Origin of the sequence: Curtobacterium sp. GC_Cur_3 (assembly GCF_026544205.1) — a bacterium.
In the GTDB taxonomy this organism is placed as follows: Bacteria; Actinomycetota; Actinomycetes; order Actinomycetales; family Microbacteriaceae; genus Curtobacterium.
In genome coordinates, this window is the sequence record NZ_JALNUI010000008.1 from 81125 (window position 1) to 99057 (window position 17933).

At 71.7% G+C, this 17933-nt stretch carries 17 protein-coding genes; 7 read left to right on the forward strand and 10 right to left on the reverse strand.

From position 1 onward, the window contains the following. Positions 1-445: 445 nt before the first annotated feature. Positions 446-1414, reverse strand: coding sequence for a 2,3,4,5-tetrahydropyridine-2,6-dicarboxylate N-succinyltransferase (gene dapD, locus OXR63_RS05985; protein WP_267420833.1), 969 nt, complete (start codon positions 1412-1414; stop codon positions 446-448). A gap of 40 nt (positions 1415-1454) precedes the next feature. Here dapD and dapE point away from each other — a divergent pair, with 40 nt between their 5' ends. Then, positions 1455-2537, forward strand: coding sequence for a succinyl-diaminopimelate desuccinylase (gene dapE, locus OXR63_RS05990; RefSeq protein ID WP_267420835.1), 1083 nt, complete (start codon positions 1455-1457; stop codon positions 2535-2537). A gap of 161 nt (positions 2538-2698) precedes the next feature. Beyond that, complete coding sequence (locus OXR63_RS05995; RefSeq protein WP_267420837.1) at positions 2699-3895, forward strand: hypothetical protein; 1197 nt, start codon at positions 2699-2701, stop codon at positions 3893-3895. On the opposite strand, the gene OXR63_RS06000 is transcribed toward OXR63_RS05995, so the two are convergent. Continuing rightward, on the reverse strand, positions 3874-5082 hold the full coding sequence (locus OXR63_RS06000) for an AI-2E family transporter (protein ID WP_267420838.1): 1209 nt from the start codon (positions 5080-5082) through the stop codon (positions 3874-3876). The two genes, OXR63_RS05995 and OXR63_RS06000, sit on opposite strands and share 22 nt — an antisense overlap. Positions 5083-5209: 127 nt before the next feature. Between OXR63_RS06000 and OXR63_RS06005 the strand changes: the two genes are divergently transcribed. Beyond that, on the forward strand, positions 5210-5380 hold the full coding sequence (locus OXR63_RS06005) for a DUF3117 domain-containing protein (protein ID WP_017887054.1): 171 nt from the start codon (positions 5210-5212) through the stop codon (positions 5378-5380). A 121-nt stretch (positions 5381-5501) separates the two neighbouring features. Further along, a complete protein-coding gene (locus OXR63_RS06010) occupies positions 5502-6254 on the forward strand; it encodes an AAA family ATPase (RefSeq protein ID WP_267420919.1) in 753 nt (250 codons plus the stop codon). Between the two features lie 37 nt (positions 6255-6291). Here the strand turns inward: OXR63_RS06010 and OXR63_RS06015 are convergent, their stop codons facing one another. After that, positions 6292-6924 carry an O-methyltransferase gene (locus OXR63_RS06015; RefSeq protein ID WP_194660595.1) on the reverse strand — a complete coding sequence of 211 codons (633 nt, stop codon included), beginning with the start codon at positions 6922-6924 and terminating at the stop codon, positions 6292-6294. A 60-nt stretch (positions 6925-6984) separates the two neighbouring features. Between OXR63_RS06015 and OXR63_RS06020 the strand changes: the two genes are divergently transcribed. Beyond that, positions 6985-7359 (forward strand): twin-arginine translocase TatA/TatE family subunit, encoded by a 375-nt coding sequence (locus OXR63_RS06020; RefSeq protein WP_194660596.1) that lies wholly within the window; start codon positions 6985-6987, stop codon positions 7357-7359. A 72-nt stretch (positions 7360-7431) separates the two neighbouring features. Here OXR63_RS06020 and OXR63_RS06025 read toward each other — a convergent pair whose 3' ends face one another. From OXR63_RS06025 to OXR63_RS06040, 4 genes are all read right to left on the reverse strand, one after another. Beyond that, positions 7432-8742, reverse strand: a complete 1311-nt coding sequence (locus OXR63_RS06025; RefSeq protein ID WP_267420920.1) for a carbohydrate-binding protein — start codon at positions 8740-8742, stop codon at positions 7432-7434. Positions 8743-9172: 430 nt separating this feature from the next. Next, a complete protein-coding gene (locus OXR63_RS06030; protein WP_267420922.1) occupies positions 9173-10339 on the reverse strand; it encodes an Mrp/NBP35 family ATP-binding protein in 1167 nt (388 codons plus the stop codon). After that, on the reverse strand, positions 10332-10829 hold the full coding sequence (locus OXR63_RS06035; RefSeq protein WP_194660830.1) for a DUF1003 domain-containing protein: 498 nt from the start codon (positions 10827-10829) through the stop codon (positions 10332-10334). Before OXR63_RS06035 ends, OXR63_RS06030 begins: the two co-directional genes overlap by 8 nt. 46 nt (positions 10830-10875) lie before the next feature. Further along, complete coding sequence (locus OXR63_RS06040) at positions 10876-12192, reverse strand: magnesium transporter MgtE N-terminal domain-containing protein (protein WP_267420924.1); 1317 nt, start codon at positions 12190-12192, stop codon at positions 10876-10878. Between the two features lie 80 nt (positions 12193-12272). Between OXR63_RS06040 and OXR63_RS06045 the strand changes: the two genes are divergently transcribed. After that, positions 12273-13196 (forward strand): general stress protein, encoded by a 924-nt coding sequence (locus OXR63_RS06045; protein ID WP_267420925.1) that lies wholly within the window; start codon positions 12273-12275, stop codon positions 13194-13196. Between the two features lie 160 nt (positions 13197-13356). Here OXR63_RS06045 and OXR63_RS06050 read toward each other — a convergent pair whose 3' ends face one another. Then, positions 13357-13833 carry a GNAT family N-acetyltransferase gene (locus tag OXR63_RS06050; protein WP_083392945.1) on the reverse strand — a complete coding sequence of 159 codons (477 nt, stop codon included), beginning with the start codon at positions 13831-13833 and terminating at the stop codon, positions 13357-13359. Continuing rightward, on the reverse strand, positions 13830-15326 hold the full coding sequence (locus OXR63_RS06055) for an aminopeptidase P family protein (RefSeq protein ID WP_267420930.1): 1497 nt from the start codon (positions 15324-15326) through the stop codon (positions 13830-13832). The genes OXR63_RS06050 and OXR63_RS06055 overlap by 4 nt, the downstream gene beginning before the upstream one ends. A gap of 69 nt (positions 15327-15395) precedes the next feature. On the opposite strand from OXR63_RS06055, the gene OXR63_RS06060 reads away from it, so the two are divergent. Continuing rightward, positions 15396-16268 (forward strand): PHP domain-containing protein, encoded by an 873-nt coding sequence (locus OXR63_RS06060; protein WP_267420932.1) that lies wholly within the window; start codon positions 15396-15398, stop codon positions 16266-16268. 138 nt (positions 16269-16406) lie between these two features. Here OXR63_RS06060 and OXR63_RS06065 read toward each other — a convergent pair whose 3' ends face one another. Continuing rightward, a complete protein-coding gene (locus tag OXR63_RS06065; RefSeq protein WP_267420934.1) occupies positions 16407-17897 on the reverse strand; it encodes a DEAD/DEAH box helicase in 1491 nt (496 codons plus the stop codon). Positions 17898-17933: the final 36 nt, after the last annotated feature.

The following is a 17933-nucleotide window of genomic DNA, read 5'->3' on the forward strand; positions in this document are numbered from 1 at the left end:
GCCCGCACCCTCGCCCCGCTCGGCGAGCGGGCGGAATGCCAGGCCGTCCGTTCCCCGGCACCTCCCGATTCCGCCCGCTCGTCCACGAGCTCGGTGGCCGGCCTGCTCCGCGACGGCCCGCTCGCGCGTCGAGCGGGCGAAGTCGCGGGGTGCTCGCGCCGCGCACCACGGTGTTCCGCCCGTTCGTCGGTGGCGGCGGCCGGGAGGCGCGGTGCGGCCCCGATGGGCGTCACCGGACCTCCTGTGGTTGCCCGCGGTGGTCGAGTGGGCGGAAGGGGCCGGTGACCGATCTCGCGCACGCTGGCATTCTGCCCGCTCGTACGGAGCGTCCGGAGGGCGGGGAGGGCGGGCAGGTCAGGCGGGTGGGCGGCGGAACGGACTGGAGGCCCGGTGCCGGTCTCGTGGACCGGCACCGGGCCTCCAGGGTGGTGCTCCGGCGGTACCGCTACGCGTGGAGCGCGGTGTTGAGCTGGATGCCCTCGCCCTGGCGCTGCAGGGCCTCGACCGCGCCGGTGAGGCTGTTGCGGCGGAACAGGACGTTCGGGGCGCCGGAGAGCTCGACGGCCTTGACCGTGCGCGGGGTGCCGTCCGGGTTCGGAGCAGCGCCGACGAGGACGACCTTCGTGCCGGCGGTGACGTAGAGGCCGGACTCGACCACGGAGTCGTCGCCGAGGGAGATGCCGAGCCCGGCGTTCGCGCCGAGGAGCGCCCGCTCGCCGAGGGAGACGCGGTGCGTGCCGCCGCCGGAGAGCGTGCCCATGATGGAGGCGCCGCCGCCGATGTCGGTGCCGGCCCCGACGACGACGCCCTGGGAGATGCGGCCCTCGACCATCGCGTCGCCGAGGGTGCCGGCGTTGAAGTTCACGAAGCCCTCGTGCATGACGGTGGTGCCGGGTGCCAGGTGTGCGCCGAGCCGGACGCGGTTGGCGTCGCCGATGCGCACCCGGTCGGGGACGACGTAGTCGACGAGCCGCGGGAACTTGTCGATGGCGTGGACGGCGATGCCCGCACGCTGCAGCGACGGCCGGAGCCGGGCGAGGTCGTCGGGGTGCACGGGGCCGGCGTTGGTCCACGCGACGATGGGGAGGTGCGCGAACACGCCGTCGAGGTTGACCTCGTTCGGGCGCACGTGCAGGTGGCTCAACAGGTGCAGGCGGAGGTAGGCGTCCGGGGTGCTCGTCGGGGCCGCGTCGATGGTGACCTCGGTGGTGACGGCCTCGATCCGGACACCGCGGCGGGTGTCCTCGCCGAGGTGCTCCTGCAGCGCGAGGGGGAACTCGGCGTCGGCGGGCAGCTCGCCGAGGTGCGTCTCGGGGTACCAGGTGTCGAGTTCCGTGCCGTCGGCGGTGACGGTCGCGAGGCCGTGGCTCCAGGCGTGGGTCGGTCGGGCAGAGGCGGCGGTCGTGTCGGTCACCCCACCAGGGTACCGAGGCGTCGGACGGTAGGCTCGGCGCATGCCGGAGCAGCTCGACCTCACCGCCTCGTCCATCGACATCACCCGTGCCATCTGCAACATCGAGTCGGTGTCGGGCAACGAAGCCGCACTCGCCGACGCGATCGAGGCGGTGCTCGCGCCGCTGCCGCACCTGGAGGTCGTCCGCGACGGCGACGCGATCGTCGCGCGGACGCAGCTCGGGCGGGAGCGCCGGGTCGTGATCGCCGGACACATCGACACCGTGCCGCTGAACAGCAACCTGCCGACGGAGTTCCGCACCGCCGAGGACGGCACCGAGATCCTCTGGGGCCGTGGCACCGTGGACATGAAGGCCGGCTGCGCGGTTCAGCTCAAGCTCGCGTACGACCTCACCGCCCCTTCCGTCGACGTCACGTGGGTCTGGTACGACCACGAGGAGGTGTCGGACGCGCTGAACGGCCTCGGCCGGCTCGCCCGCACCCGTCCGGAACTGCTCGCCGCCGACTTCGCGATCCTGGGGGAGCCCTCGGGTGCCCAGATCGAGGGCGGCTGCAACGGCAACCTCCGCGCCGAGATCCGCACGTACGGCAAGCGGTCCCACAGCGCACGCAGCTGGATCGGCGACAACGCGATCCACAAGACGGCGCCGATCCTCGCCACGCTGGCGGCCTACGAGCCCCGCACGGTCGAGGTCGACGGGCTCGAGTACCGCGAGGGACTGAACGCCGTCGGGATCAGCGGCGGGATCGCCGGGAACATCATCCCCGACGAGGCGATGGTGCACGTCAACTACCGCTTCGCCCCCTCGCGCTCGGCGGACGAGGCCGTGGCGCACATCCGCGAGCTGTTCGACGGCTACCAGGTGGACATCGTCGACCTGGCCGCCGGTGCCCGTCCCGGCCTCGACGCCCCGCTCGCCCAGGACTTCGTCGCCGCGGTCGGTGGTCCGGAGCCCCGCCCGAAGTACGGCTGGACCGACGTCGCCCGGTTCTCCGCGCTCGGCGTCCCGGCGGTCAACTACGGCCCCGGCGAACCCGTCTTCGCGCACCACGACGACGAGCAGGTCCCCGTCGCGCAGATCACCGCGGTCGAGGACGGTCTGCGCCGGTGGCTGACGGCCTGACGACGGCCGGGGCGGGGTCCCCGGACACGGGGTCCTCGCCGACACTGCCCGGGGGTCGGCCAGCGGACGGGCGCCGGTCTGTGGACGGGCGCCGTTCTGTGGACGGGCGCCGGTCTGTGGACGGGCGCCGGTCGTCCGGTGGTCCCGGGTCCTCTGCGGCCGTGACCCGGTGGCGGGCGCGGTACCGCGTGGTGCCGTGGTGGGTCCGCATCACCGTCGTCTACGTCCTCGCGCGGTTCGTCACCGGCGCGATGATGGGCGTCTACGCCGGCATGCAGACGGCCAACTCGTTCACCGGACAGCACCCGCGCTACCTGGCCTTCGCGTCGATCTGGGACGGCGCCTGGTACCGCGTGATCGCCACCGGCGGCTACCCCTCGACGCTCCCCGTCGACGCCGCCGGGCACGTGACCGAGAACGCGTGGGCGTTCATGCCCGCGTACCCGTTCCTCGTGCGGGCGCTGATGACCGTCACGGGGGCGTCGTTCGAACTCGTCGCCGTCTCGGTCTCGCTCGTCGCCGGGTGGGGCGCGGCCCTGGTCTTCCGTCGGCTGATGGGGCGCTTCCTCGACCCCGCCCGGGCGACGTTCGCCACGGTGCTGTTCTGCGTCGCGCCGGTCTCGGCGATGTTCCAGGTCGCCTACGCCGAGTCGATGGGCCTGTTCCTGCTCCTCGTCGCCCTGCTGCTGCTGGTCGAGCGGCGTTTCTGGACGATGCTGCCCGTCGTGCTGCTGCTCGGGATGACCCGCCCGACCGGCCTGGCCTTCGCGCTGCTGATGGGCGCCTTCGTCGTCGTCTGGGTCGTCCGCCCGACGTGGCTCCGGCACGACCACCGACCGAGCCTCCGGCAGCTCGTGCCACCCGTGGTCGTGGCCGCGGTGTCCGGCGTCGTCGGGCTCGCGTGGCCGGCGATCGCGTGGGCCGTGACCGGGGTGCCGCGGGCCTACACCGACACCGAGCTCGCCTGGCGGTCCTCGTACATCGGGTGGAAGGACCTCGTCCCCTTCGCACCGTGGGTGCAGGGGTTCGGGTGGTGGTTCCGGCAGCCGACCGGCAGCGTCCTGCTGGTGGTCGTGCTGGTCGGGTTCGTCGCGTTCGTGGTCATGCCGGCGTCACGGCGCCTCGGGCTCGAGCTACGGCTCTGGGCGGTCGCCTATCTGGTGTACCTGCTCGCGGTGTTCTTCCCGCAGTCGAGCACCTGGCGGATCCTGCTGCCGATCGCACCGCTGCTCGGGATCGTCGCACTGCCGCGGTCACGGCTGTACCGCGTCGTCGTCGTGGTGCTGTTCCTGGTGCTGCAGTGGGTGTGGCTCGACTGGTGCTGGTGGGTCGACGGCTACGACTGGACCCCGCCGTGATCGACGACCGGCGCCGAGTCCGCCAGGTCTGACGTCGGCGTCGTCGACGACAACGCCTTGGTCGCCCCGTCCCCGGTCCACTCCCCGTCCTCCGGTCGCCACCGCGACGCGGCGAGCACCATGGCGTTGACCGTCGCGATGAACGGCACCGCGAAGAACGCCCCGACGACCCCGGCGAGCGTGGTGCCCGCGACGACGCCGAGCGCGACGCCGAGCGGGTGCACCTTGACCGCGCTGCCGGTGAGGAACGGGTGCAGCACGTGGCTCTCGATCTGCTGCACGACGAGCACGACACCGAGCATGAACAGCGCGGTCACCCAGCCGTTGAACACGAGCGCGACGATGACGGCCACGGTCCCGGCGACGATCGCGCCGACCACGGGGACGAACGCGCCGAGGAAGACGATCACGGCGATGGGCACAGCGAGCGGGACCTGCAGCGCGAGCGCGCCGATCGCCACGCCGAGGGCATCCGTCACCGCGACGATGAGCTGCACCCGGATGAAGCTCGTGAGCGTGTGCCACCCGGCGTCGCCGGCGACACCGATCCGTGCGCGGGCGCGGCGGGGGAACAGCCGGACGACCCAGCCCCAGATGCGGCGACCGTCGATGAGCACGAACAGGGTCGTGAAGACGACGATGAACAGGCCCTCGAGGACGTGCACTGCGCTGGACCCGGCGGCCTGGAACCCGGACAGGATCGACGAGGCGTGCGACTGCAGGTAGTCGGTCCCCTTCGACACCCACTGGTTCACGTCGTGCACGGTGATGCCGAACGGCTGGCTGTCCAGCAGGGTCTGCAGCGACAGGACACTCCGGTGCAGGCGGTGTTCCAGCGACGGCAGGTCGTAGCGGATCTGCGCGGTGACGACGAGCGCGAGGGTGCCGATCGCGAGGACCAGGACCACCAGGCTCGAGAGCACCGCGGTCCACTTCGGCCACCGGTGCCGCTGCAGGAACGCGGAGATGGGGGCGAGCAGTGCGCAGAGCAGCAGCGCGATGAGGAACGGCACCACGATGTCCTGCAGCACCACGACGAGCGCGACGACCACGGCCAGGGCGGCGGCGACGATGAGGAGCCGCCACGAGAACGACGCCGCGATCCGCATGCCCGCCGGGACCGCGTCGGGTCCGTCGGGCAGGGCGTCCTGGGGGCTCGGACGAGGCGTGGAGCGGATGATCGGCACGCGCTCAGGCTAGGAAGTCGAACCGCGAGAACGACCCGATCCGGGGCCCTCGACCTGGGCGGTTTCGCAGATGAGCCCTCCGTACGGGATAATGGGCGCGCATGTACTGCGCGAAAGGGGACATCTGATGGCAGCCATGAAGCCGAGGACCGGTGACGGGCCGATGGAGGCTGTTAAGGAGGGTCGACTCATCATCGTGCGGGTTCCGCTCGAAGGAGGAGGCCGCCTGGTCGTCTCGGTCAACGACGCCGAGGCCAAGGAACTCCACGACGCACTCGCCGAGGTCGTCTCGGCCTAGAGAAGTCGACGCTCCACAGCACCACGGTACGACAAGCACCAGAAGCACGAAGCACCACGGAAGAGGCCCGGGACACCATCGTCCCGGGCCTCTTGTCGTCCGTCGCCACCATGATGGAGCCGTGCCCCGACTCCGCCGCCCCGTCCGCCGCGTCGAGGAGTACACGGCGGACCCGATGCCCCGCGACACCTGGCCCGCGACGCTCGCTCCGGTGGCCCAGCTGCTCGACCACGGCCTCGACCTCGACACGGTGACCGTCTTCGTCGGGGAGAACGGCGCGGGCAAGTCCACCCTCGTCGAAGCGATCGCCCTGGCGTTCGGCATGGGGCCGGAGGGCGGCTCGACGATGTCCGGCCACAGCACCCGTCCGAGCGAGTCGCCGCTGTGGCAGCACCTCGCGCTGCATCGGGAACCCGGGGCGCCGAAGAGCGGCTTCTTCTTGCGGGCGGAGACCATGCACGGGCTCTTCACGTTCCTGGAGCAGCACCCCGGTCCCCGTCCCGAGCCGGTCTTCCACGAGCGCAGCCACGGGGAGTCGTTCCTGGACTTCGTGATCGACCGGTCGCAGTGGCCCGGCCTCTGGATCCTCGACGAGCCCGAGTCGGCGCTGTCCTTCCAGGGGTGTCTGGCGCTCATCGGGCTGCTGCAGGCCATCGTCGACGACGGCCTCGGTCAGGTGGTCCTGTCGACGCACTCGCCCGTGCTCGCCGCGTTCCCCGGAGCGACGATCCACGAGGTCGGCGAGTGGGGCCTCCGACGCAGTGCCTGGGCCGACCTCGACCTGGTGCGGAACCAACGGGCGTTCCTGGCGGCGCCGGAGCAGTACCTGCGCCACCTCGACGGCAGCGACGAGCCGCAGTCACCGACCCGGTGACGGTCAGCAGCCGCCGACGGCCACGGACCGCAGTCGCCTACGCGGTGACCTTCGTCATCTGCAGCAGCCCGTCACCGGCCGGGGACAGGCTGCTGATGACCGCGCCGGACGTCGACACCTCGGTCAGGAGCAGCCGGAAGTCCGTGGTGGCCCGGTCGCGCTTCACCGGGTCCGCGACCCGTCCGCGCCACAGGGCGTGCGGGACGAGCACCGTCCCGCCGAGGCGCGCGAGCCGCAGCCCGTGCTCGACGTACTCGATGACGTGTTCGGGGTCGGCGTCGACGAGGACGACGTCGTAGGAGGCCTCGTTCATCCGGGGGAGCACCTGGTTCGCGCGGCCCGGGATGAGCCGGACGCGGGAGGGCGCGGTGCCGGCGGCGATGAAGGCGTCACGGGCGTACTGCTGGTGGTCCACCTCGACGTCGATCGTCGTCAGCGTCGCCTTCGGGGCCCCGCCGAGCAGGTACAGCCCAGAGACTCCCAGGCCGGTCCCGATCTCGATGATGCTCGTGGCCCGCGAGGCCGCCGCGATCACCCCGATCTGCGCACCGATCGCCGGCGAGATCGCCTCGACGCCCAGCTCCAGGGAGTGTTCCCGCGCTCGGGCGATCGCCTCGGACTCGGAGACGATGTCCTCCGCGAACTTCCAGTTCGACTCTTTCTCTGACACGCACACTCCTCGGTGCACAACTCTAGGTGAGCGTGCGGTGTCAGGCGTTACGCTCTGTGCGTGTCCATCGACTTCAACAAGATCCTGATCATCGGGATCATCGCGGTGCTGCTGCTGGGACCGCAGCGCCTGCCGATGTACGCACAGAAGCTCGCGGAGTTCGTCAAGGCCGTCCGTCGGTTCGCCGACACCGCCAAGGACCGCATGCGGGACGAGATGGGCCCGGACTTCGACGACGTCGACTGGCAGAAGCTCGACCCGCGACAGTACGACCCGCGGCGCATCATCCGCGATGCCCTCATCGACTCCGCCACCGGCTCCGGCATGGCTGACGCCGCCCCGACGCAGGTCACGGCCAGCAGGGTCCGCGCACCGTCACCGGTGGTGCCGCTCGCCGCCGGCGAAGCCGCGCCCTTCGACGTCGAAGCCACCTGACGCCCGTCTCCTGACGGCGGACTGGAGGCCCGGTGCCAGCTGGCACCGGGCCTCCTGTCCTGATCCGCGCCGCTACTTCAGGTCGGCGAGGAACCGGTCGGTCCAGGCCAGTGCTGCCGTGCCGCTGACGGAGCTGCACGTCGCCGAGGCGGTGCTCGTCGGGGTGGCACAGGGGGTGTCGCGGTCGAGCGACCACGTGTGCACGCCGGCCAGTCCGTGCGACTTCACGTACGTGGAGACGGTGTCGACGTCGGCGAGGGTGAAGACCTCGTCCGACGCGTCGTTCACACCGAGCATCGGCGTGACCTCGATCTTCGCGGCGGCGATGCCGTACGTGTGCTGCAGGTTCGTGACGGCCTGGATCGTCGACTGGCCCATCTGGCAGGTCGAGCCGACGATGACGCAGTTCGCCGAGGTGGCCCGGCCGAAGTCCATCGTCATGAGGTTGACGGTGTAGTTCGTCAGGGTGGAGGCCTTGATCGCCTTCACGGTGGCGTCACCGGTGCCGTTCAGTCCGCCGTACGAGCCGTCCGACGCCGCGAGGGTCGCCAGCGTGAACGAGAACCGCAGACCCGGGTACTTCGCCTGCGCCAGTGCTGCCGCGTTGACGAGGTTCTGCACGTCGGCGGCGGACTGCCCGCTCTCGATGTCGAAGTCGACGCCGATCATGTGCGGGCTGGCGTAGCGGGCGATGAAGCTCTGCAGCGCGGTGCCGGAGCACTTGAACTGTCCTGCGGCCCCGCCCGTGCTGACGATGTAGTTCACCCCGGCCGCGTCGAGCTTCGGGATGTTCGCGCTCGCGAAGGCGTCAGCGGCGACCCCGCCCCAGTTCTCGCTGCCGCACGTGCCCGTCGCGAAGGCGAGGGTGATGGCCTTGAGCCCGGGCTCGCGCGTGGACACCAGGCTGTTGCTGGACCCGACGACCGGTATCCGGCTGCCGGTGACCGCGGTGTTCATCACGTTCGTGTTCCAGTCGAGGTTCACGGTGACGTCCTTGTACGGGCTGAAGACCAGGCCGCTCGCGGTGCCCGTGCTCCCGGTGCCGGGTGTCGTCGTGCCGCCACCACCCGTCCCGCCGCCACCGGTGCCGCCGCCGCCCGTGCTGCCACCGGTGCACGCGCCGTTCGAGGTCCACGGCTGCCCGCTGCCGGTCGCTCCGGAGTGCGTCGCCGGGTCGTCGCCCTGCGTCCACCAGTTGGCGGTGTAGTTCGTGCCGTTCTCGCTGACCGAGGTGCCGCCGTTGTAGGCGGTGCTCGATGCCCACGGGGTGGCGCACGTCGTCGCCGCCTGCGCGGTGACCGGTGCAGCGATGATCGTCCCGCCGACGATTGCTGCCACGGCGGCGCCGACGGTGCCGATCCTGATCCGGGTGGTCCTGTTCACGCGGTTCTCCTGTTCCTCGCCCGGCGTCGTTGCCGAGAGGGTGGAACTCCTGCGCCCTGATTCCGCAGGAGCATTGTGCAATTACCTTGCATAATGCTCGTGAGTGTCGAGCAGCGTCCATGAAGAGACGTACAGGGTTGATCGGATGGGCACGGTCGGATGTTGAGGGAGGCGTTTCAGGCCACGGCCGGGGTCGAGGCCCAAGCGCGAAACCTGCGGCCCCGTCTCGCGACGGACGTCCGTCCATCCGACTGACCCGCAACGATCGTTCCCGCCCACGACGCCCGCGTGGCAGGCGGAATCGCGCGTTGCACGTCGAAAGATCCGACCCCCTACGCGCGTTTTGACTCGCCACGCGCGGAACGGCCGAGCACGCGCGGAACCGGCGAGCACGCGTGAGACGACCTGCAGCGTGCCGGGCGGTGCCGGGTCAGGAGGGGGAGAGCCCGAGCTTCCGTCCGGCGAGCCCTCGGCCCATCGCGGTCACGCGGTCGGCGACGGCGACGAGCGCGACCGCAGCCGGGTCCGACGGCGCACCGAGCACCACGGGGACGCCGGAGTCGCCGCCCTCGCGCAGGGGCACGGAGAGCGGGACGCTGCCGAGCACCGGGACGGGGGCGTCCTGCCCGCGGGAGAGCCGCCGAGCGGTCTCGTCGCCACCGCCCTCACCGAAGAGGTGCAGCACGGAGCCGTCCGGCTGCACGAGCCCGGACATGTTCTCGATCACGCCGATGACCCGCTGGCCGGTCTGTCGCGCGACGATCCCGCTGCGCTCGGCCACGTCGGCCGCAGCGGCCTGCGGCGTGGTGACGACGAGGACCTCGGCGTGGGGGAGCAGCTGCCCGACGGAGATGGCCACGTCACCGGTGCCCGGCGGCATGTCGAGCAGGAGCACGTCGAGGTCGCCGAACCACACGTCCGACAGGAACTGGTTCACGGTGCGGTGCAGCATCGGCCCGCGCCAGGACACCGCGGTCGAGGCGTCGTCGACGAACATCCCGATCGAGATGACCTTCACGTCGTGGGCGACCGGCGGCAGGATCATGCTGTCGACCCGGGTCGGGCGGGGAGCGACGCCGTGCTCGTCGGTCAGGCCCATGAGCCCCGGGACGCTGAAGCCGTGCACGTCGACGTCGACGACCCCGACGCGCATCCCACGACGGGCCAGCGCCACGGCGAGGTTGACCGTCACGGTGGACTTGCCGACACCGCCCTTGCCGCTCGTGACGGCGATCACCCGGGTGAGCAAGTCCGGGGTGAACTGGACGCCCTGGGGTCGGCCCTCGCGCAGCCGCTCGGTGAGGGCACGGCGCACGGCGGGGTCCATCACGGAGACGTCGACGTCCACGCCGGTGACGCCCGCGACGGAACCGGCTGCGGCGCGGACGTCCCGCTCGATCGTGTCGGCGGCCGGGCACCCGACGATCGTGAGCTGCAGGTCGACCCGCACCGAGCCTCCCGGCTGGACGGCGACACCACGGATCATGTCGAGCTCCGTGACGGGCCGCCGGATCTCGGGGTCGATCACGCGACCGAGCGCGACGAGGACCGCGGCGCCGAGCGCTTCGTCGTCCACGGGGCGCGTGGCGTCAGCCACGGAGGTCCGCCGTGCGCTCCGGGTCCCCGTCGTCGATCGCGTCGCGGCGGTCCAGCTCCTCGAGCAGGGACCGGAGCTCGGCGCGGATGAAGTCCTTCGAGGCCATGTCGCGCATCGCCAGGCGGAGGGCGACGACCTCGCGAGCGAGGTACTCGGTGTCGGCGAGGTTGCGTTCCGCGCGCTGCCGGTCCTGCTCGAACTGCACGCGGTCGCGGTCGTCCTGCCGGTTCTGTGCGAGCAGGATCAGCGGGGCGGCGTAGGAGGCCTGCAGCGAGAGCACGAGGGTCAGGGCGGTGAAGCCGATGGCTGCCGAGTCGAACTGCAGCGCCTTCGGGGTGAGGATGTTCCAGGCCATCCAGACCACACAGAAGAGCGTCAGGCCGACGAGGAACCAGGGCGTTCCCATCGCACGTGCGATGCCTTCGGTCGCCCGCCCGAAGGCGTCACCGCGGCCGTTGCGGCGGCGTGTGGGGAGCACGCGCGTGCGCATCCCCTTCGGGGAGTCGAGCCGTTCGTCGGGCCGGTCGCGCCGGTTCTCATCCGTTCGTGCCACGGGTCGTCCTCCTTCCCGTCGTCATCGGGGTCCTGCGGCTGCGGGCGCGCAGCCGTGCGGGTTCACCGTCGCCCTGACTTCGCCAGTCGTCGGGCAGGACGTGGTCGAGCACGTCGTCGATCGTCACCACCCCGACCAGGCGGTGGGCGTCGTCGACCACGGGGACGGACACGAGGTTGTAGGTCGCCATGACCCGCGTGACCTCGGCGGCGCTGGCGTCCACGCGCACCGGTTCGGTCTGCTGGTCGATGAGCGTGCCGAGGCGTTCGTTCGGCGGGTAGCGCAGCATCCGCTGGAAGTGCACGAGGCCGAGGAACCGACCGGTCGGGGGTTCGTACGGCGGCAGCGTCACGCAGACGCTCGCACCGAGGGCGGGAGCGAGCTCGTGGCGGCGGATCAGCGCGAGGCCCTCGGCCACGGTGGCGTCCGCGGAGACGATCACGGGCTCGGTCGTCATGAGACCACCGGCCGTGTCGGGCTCGTACTCCAGGAGCATGCGGACGTCCTGCGCCTCTTCCGGCTCCATGAGCTGCAGGAGGGCCTCGCTCCGCTCGTCGGAGAGCTCGGCGAGCAGGTCGGCGGCGTCGTCCGGCTGCATCTGGTCGAGGACGTCGGCCGCGCGGGCGTCCTCGAGCGAGGAGAGGATCTCGACGCGGTCCTGGTCGGGCATCTCCTCGAGCACGTCGGCGAGACGGTCGTCGGGGAGCTCCTCGGCGACCTCGAGCCGGCGTTCCACGGGCAGGTCGAGCAGCGTCGACGCGAGGTCGGCGGCGACGAGGTCCGAGTACGCCGCGATGACGTGCTCGGCGGACTGCGACTCACCGGGGAGCTCGTCCTCGGTGACCTCGTTCCACGTCGCGAACGTCGTGGGGCCCTTGCCGAACGGGGACGGCGTGGTCTTGGGCTTGCGCAGGAACAGCTGCGCCACTTCCCAGTCGCCCTGGCCGCGGTCCTCGATCGCGATGTCCTCGATCGTGGCGCGGATGCGGTCGCGGGTGATGAGGACCTTGCGGCCGAGCATCTCCGCGATGACCCGGACCTCGCCGCCGCGCTGGACGAAGCGGCGCATGTTCACGAGGCCGGTGGTGATGACCTGTCCCGCACCGATCGAGGTGATCCGACCGACCGACACGAAGATGCGGCGCTTGCCGGGGACCTCGACGATCAGCCCGACGACGTGCGGGGGGTCCGCCCGTCGGTAGACGACCAGGACGTCCCGGACCTTGCCGACGCGGTCGCCGGCGGGGTCGAAGACGGAGCACCCGGCCAGGCGGGCGACGAATACCTTCGTGGCGCTCACCCGACCAGCGTAGCCGCTCGCACGGGCCCTTCCCTGGCGGCTCTCGTGCGATCGCAAGGGGAACGGTGGAAGATGACTGTGTGAGCACTCAGAGCCCCTTCCGCGGACGCACGGCGCAGGTCTTCCCCACGTTGCCCCGCGGCGACGTCCTCGGCACCTTCGACAGCTACCCCGACGCCCAGGCGGTCGTGGCGAAGCTCGCCGAGTCCGACTTCCCCGTGAACAAGCTCTCGATCGTCGGCAACGAGCTCAAGACCGTCGAGCGCGTCACCGGCAAGATGACCTACGGCCGCGCCGCCCTCGCCGGAGCCCTCTCCGGGCTCTGGCTCGGCTTCTTCTTCGGCATCGTCCTGACGCTGTTCTCGCCCACCGCGAGTGGGCTGATCTTCGCCGCGGCCCTGATCGGCGCGGCGTTCGGCGTGCTCTACGGCGTCGTGTCGTTCGCGATCACCAAGCGCCAGCGCGACTTCACGAGCGTGCACCAGGTGCTCGCCACGAACTACCAGATCATCGTCGACCCGCAGCTCGTCGGGCAGGCACAGCGGATCCTCGGGCAGTTCGGGGCCACCCCGCACGCCGCGTGGAACCCCGGCCAGTCCTCCAACGCGCCCTTCCAGGGGCGTCCGCCCCAGCAGCAGGCACCCCAGCAGCCGCAGCAGCAGCCGTGGCGACCGGGCCCGGACCAGAGCTCGCCCTACGGTGGGCACGCCACACCGCACAACCAGCCAGGAGGCCCGGGTCAGTCCGGTCCGTTGGCTCCGGCCCCCGGGACCCAGCCGCGCTACGGCACGAACGACGGTCCGCGCTACGGCGAGGTGCCCCAGCAGGGTCAGCGCCCGCCGCAGCAGCCGGCTGCGCCGACCGCCGCGCCCGCCCCGCGTGCTGACGAGCCGCCGCGCTACGGCGAGCGGGTCCCCGGGGCGACCCCGCCGGCCCCCACGTCGGACGACGCTCCCGAGCGGCGCCAGGACGACGACCAGACACGGGGCGACGACCGCCGCTGAGCGGTCACGGCGCCCCGCCTCCCGACGCCCCGCATCCCGACGCCGAACGGCCACGGATCGTCGCCTGCTGAACAGCGGGTGGACGGTTCGTGGCCGTTCGTCGTCGCGGCGTGTGCTCCGTCGAGCGGCGCGTGCTGCTGAGCGGCGTGTGTCGCTCGGGTCAGAGGAGCTTCGAGAAGCAGATCGACAGGGGAGCGCCCTGGTACGGACCGAAGTTCGCGATCCGGGTGAAGCCCTCGCGCTCGTAGAAGCGGATGGCCCGGGTCTGCGCCGGACCGGTCTCGAGCACGACGGCCGGTGACCCGAGGTCGAGCGCGGCCTCCTCGAGGCGCCGGAGGATGTCCGTCGCGACACCGGCACCACGGGACTCACGCCGGACGTACATCCGCTTGATCTCCGTGATGCCGTCGTCGACGAGTCGGAGGCCCCCACACCCGAGCGGGGTGCCGTCCTGGTCGCGGGCGACGAAGAAGACGGCCATCGACTCGGCCGTCGGCTTGCGCCCCGGTTCAGTGTCGCCCCCGTAGGTGCTGTCGATCTCGATGCGCTGGGCGGCACGCAGCCGCTGCGCGTCGGGCGAGTCGAAGTGCTCGACGTCGATCGTGATGCTCTGCGGGGTGACCTCGGGGGTGCTCACCCGTTCAGGCTAGCGCCGGAGCCGGCGATCCACCCCTCCACGTCCGAGGGGGTCCTGGGGATCCCGACCGACAGGTTCTCGGCGCCGTCGGCGGTCACCAGGACGTCGTCCTCGATGCGGACACCGATGCCGCGGAACTCCTCGGGCACGGTGAGGTCGTCCTGCTGGAAGTACAGGCCGGGCTCGATCGTGAAGACCATGCCGGCCTCCACGACGCCGTCGATGTAGAGCTCGCGGCGGGCCTTCGCGCAGTCGTGGACGTCGAGCCCGAGGTGGTGGCTCGTGCCGTGCACCATGTACCGGCGGTGGAACTGGTTGTCCGGCTGCAGGGACTCCTCGGCCGAGACGGGCAGGAAGCCCCACTCGGCGGTCTTCCGCGCGATGACCTCCATCGCCGTGGCGTGCACCTGGCGGAAGGTGATGCCCGGCTTCACGATCGCGAACGCGGCGTCGGCGGCTTCGAGGACGGCCTCGTAGACCATGCGCTGCACGGGGGTGAACGTCCCGCTGACGGGCAGCGTGCGGGTGATGTCCGCGGTGTAGAACGAGTCGACCTCCACCCCCGCGTCGATGAGGATGAGGTCCCCGGGCTGCACGGCGCCGTCGTTCCGGGTCCAGTGCAGGATGCACGCGTGGTGGCCCGAGGCCGCGATCGTGTCGTACCCGACCGTGTTGCCGTCGGCGCGGGCGCGGCGGTTGAAGGTGCCCTCGACGATGCGCTCGCCGCGGGGGTGCGCCAGCACGGCGTCGAAGTCGGCGATGACGTCGGCGAAGCCGTGTGCGGTGGCGTCGACGGCCTTGCGGAGCTCGTTGACCTCGTACGCGTCCTTGACCAGGCGGAGCTCGGACAGGTCGCGTGACAGGACGTCGGCCGTCGCGGGGGAGCCGTCGGTCTCGCCGGCGCCGCCGACGGGGGAGCCGAGGCGCTCGTCGAGGGAGCGGGTGAGCTCGGGGTCGGCGTCACGGACGACGAGCGCGGTGTCGTCGAGGGCGTCGAGGACGGCGGGGAGGTCGCCGAGGTCGGCGGTCGCGACGCCGAGGTCCGCCGCGACCTCCTGCAGGGAGGGACGCGGACCGACCCAGAACTCGCCGATCTCCGGGTTGGCGTAGAACTCCTCGGAGTCGCGGCCGGCCGTGGCGCGGAGGTACAGGGTGGCGTCGTGCCCGTCGGCGGTCGGCGTCATCACGAGCACGGAGCCGACGACGGTGTCGGTACCCCAGCCGGTGAGGTGCGCGAACGTGGAGTGCGGGCGGAACGGGTAGTCGCAGTCGTTCGAGCGGACCTGGGCGGTGCCGGCGGGCACGACGACCGTGCGCCCGGGGTGCAGCTCGGACACCCGGGCCCGTCGCGCGGCGGCGAAGGGCGCCTGCTCGCGCTGTTCGGGCAGGGGACGGTCGTGCTCGGCCCACTGGGACCCGATGAAGTCCTTGAACGTGGCGGATCCGGGAGTGGTGGAGCGGTTGCTCGTCGCGCGGGGAGTGGTGTCGGCCATGCCCCCATCATCGCATCGAGGCCGGTCGACGGTCAGTGCGTCCCCTGACCTGTGGATAGGATCAGCGGCGTGCCTGATCCGTTCATCGACCTGCACACGCACTCGAGTGTCTCCGACGGCACCGAACCGCCCGCAGCACTCGTCCGGGCAGCCGCCGCCGCCGGTCTCGACGGCGTGGCGCTCACCGACCACGACACCACGTCGGGGTGGGACGAGGCCGCCGCAGCGGTGCGCGAACTCCCCATGACGCTCGTCCGGGGCCTCGAGTTCAGCACCCGCGTCGGGTACCGCAGTGTCCACGTCCTCGGCTACCTGGTCGACCCGGCGGACCCGGGCCTCGCCGCCGAGACCGCGCGGATCCGCGAGGGCCGACTCTCCCGCGCCCGGCGCATGGTCGAGCGCATCGGGCAGGACCACCCGATCACGTGGGACGACGTCCTCGCGCAGGCCCGCACGGGCGCGACCATCGGTCGTCCGCACATCGCCGACGCCCTCGTCGCCCTCGGGCTCGAGCCCGACCGGAGCGCGGCGTTCCGCGGCATCCTGCACCCGGCCTCCGGCTACTACGAACCGCACGACGCCCCTTCACCCCTGCGCGGTGTCGAACTCATCCGCGCTGCCGGCGGGGTGCCCGTGATCGCGCACCCGGCCGCCTCGTCGCGTGGGGTCGTCATGGACGAGGACGACCTCCGCGAGCTCGTCGACGCCGGCCTCGGCGGCGTCGAGGTCGACCACCGCGAGAACGTCGCCCACGGCAAGCGCACGCTCCTCGAGTGGGCCGACCGCTACGGCCTGTTCGTCACCGGGTCGAGCGACTACCACGGCACCGGCAAGCCGAACCGCCTCGGCGAACACCGCACGGCCCGGCGCTCCTTCGACGCGATCGTCGCGCAGGCCACCGGCAGCGAGCCCGTGGTCGGGCCCGGCTCGCGCCTGTCCTGATCTGACCGAGGCTCGGCCCCGCGGACACCGCGCGGGTCGCAGTCCGCGCGGACTGCCCGCCTGGGCGAGACTCGGCCCGGCACGCGGGAACGACGAAGGGCCCGTCGCGTCAGCGACGGGCCCTTCTGCCGGGAGGCGCTACTCGCCGTCCGACGCCGGCTGCGGCGACGAGGCGGTCGCCTCGCCCCCCGCGCCGGCTCCGCGACGACGACGGCGGCGACGCCGCTTGGTGGCGGCGGCCTCTCCGTCCGTGCTGTCCGGACCGGTGCTCTGGGCTTCCGGCTTCGACTCCGGAGCCGATGCTGCTGGCCGGTCGGAGCCTCCTGGGCGGGTGCGACGACGCGGACGCGAGTCGCTCGACTCACGCGACTCGCGCGGTTCCCGGGGCGGTCGTGCGCTGCCGGTGCGCTGCGCGGGTGCGCCGGCGGTCGCGGCGTGCGAGGAGGAGCCGGGCAGGCGGCCCTTCGTGCCGGCGGGGATGTCGAGCTCCTCGAAGAGGTGCGGCGACGACGAGTAGGTCTCGACGGGCTCGGGGATGCCGAACTCGAGGGCCTTGTCGATGAGCGTCCACTTGTGCAGGTCGTCCCAGTCGACGAACGTGACCGCGATGCCCGTCTTGCCCGCGCGACCGGTGCGGCCGGCGCGGTGCAGGTAGGTGTCGGGGTCGTCCGGGATCGTATGGTTGATGACGTGCGTGACGTCGTCCACGTCGATGCCGCGGGCGGCGACGTCGGTCGCGATGAGCACGTCGTGCTTGCCGGCCTTGAAGGCGGCCATGGCGCGCTCGCGCTGCTCCTGGTTGAGGTCACCGTGGACGGCTGCGGCGTTGAAGCCGCGGTCCTTGAGCTCCTCGACCAGCTTCGCCGCCGCACGCTTGGTGCGGGTGAAGATCACGGTCTTGCCGCGGCCCTCGGCCTGGAGGATGCGGGCGATGACCTCGTCCTTGTCGAGCGAGTGCGCACGGAAGACGAGGTGCTTGATGTTGGCCTGCATGAGGCCCTCGTCGGGGTCCGTCGCGCGGATGTGCACCGGACGCGACATGAAGCGACGAGCGAGCGCGACGATCGGCGCCGGCATCGTGGCCGAGAACAGCATCGTGTGGCGCACGTCGGGGACGGCCTGGAAGATCCGCTCGATGTCCGAGAGGAACCCGAGGTCGAGCATGCGGTCGGCCTCGTCGAGCACGATCTCCTGCACGTGCGAGAGGTCGAGCAGACGCTGACGCTGCAGGTCGATGAGGCGCCCGGGGGTGCCGACGACGATCTGCGCGCCGGCCTTGAGCTGTTCGACCTGGCCTTCGTACGCCTTGCCGCCGTAGATCGCGGCGACCGCCGTCGGGCGGTTCGAGGTCGCGAGCTCGAGGTCCTCGGCCACCTGCACCGCGAGTTCGCGGGTCGGGACCACGACGAGGGCCTTGACGCCGTGCGCGGGATCGGTGCCGAGGCGCTGGATGAGGGGGAGGCCGAACCCGAGGGTCTTGCCGGTACCGGTCTTGGCCTGGCCGATGATGTCCTGGCCAGTGAGGGCGAGCGGGATCGTCTGCTCCTGGATCGGGAAGGGCTCGATGATGCCCTTGCCGGCCAGGGCATCGACGATGTCCTGCTCGATGTTGAGGTCTGAGAAAGTCAAAAAGGTCACCCTGTCCTATCGGGGAGTCCCGGGCAG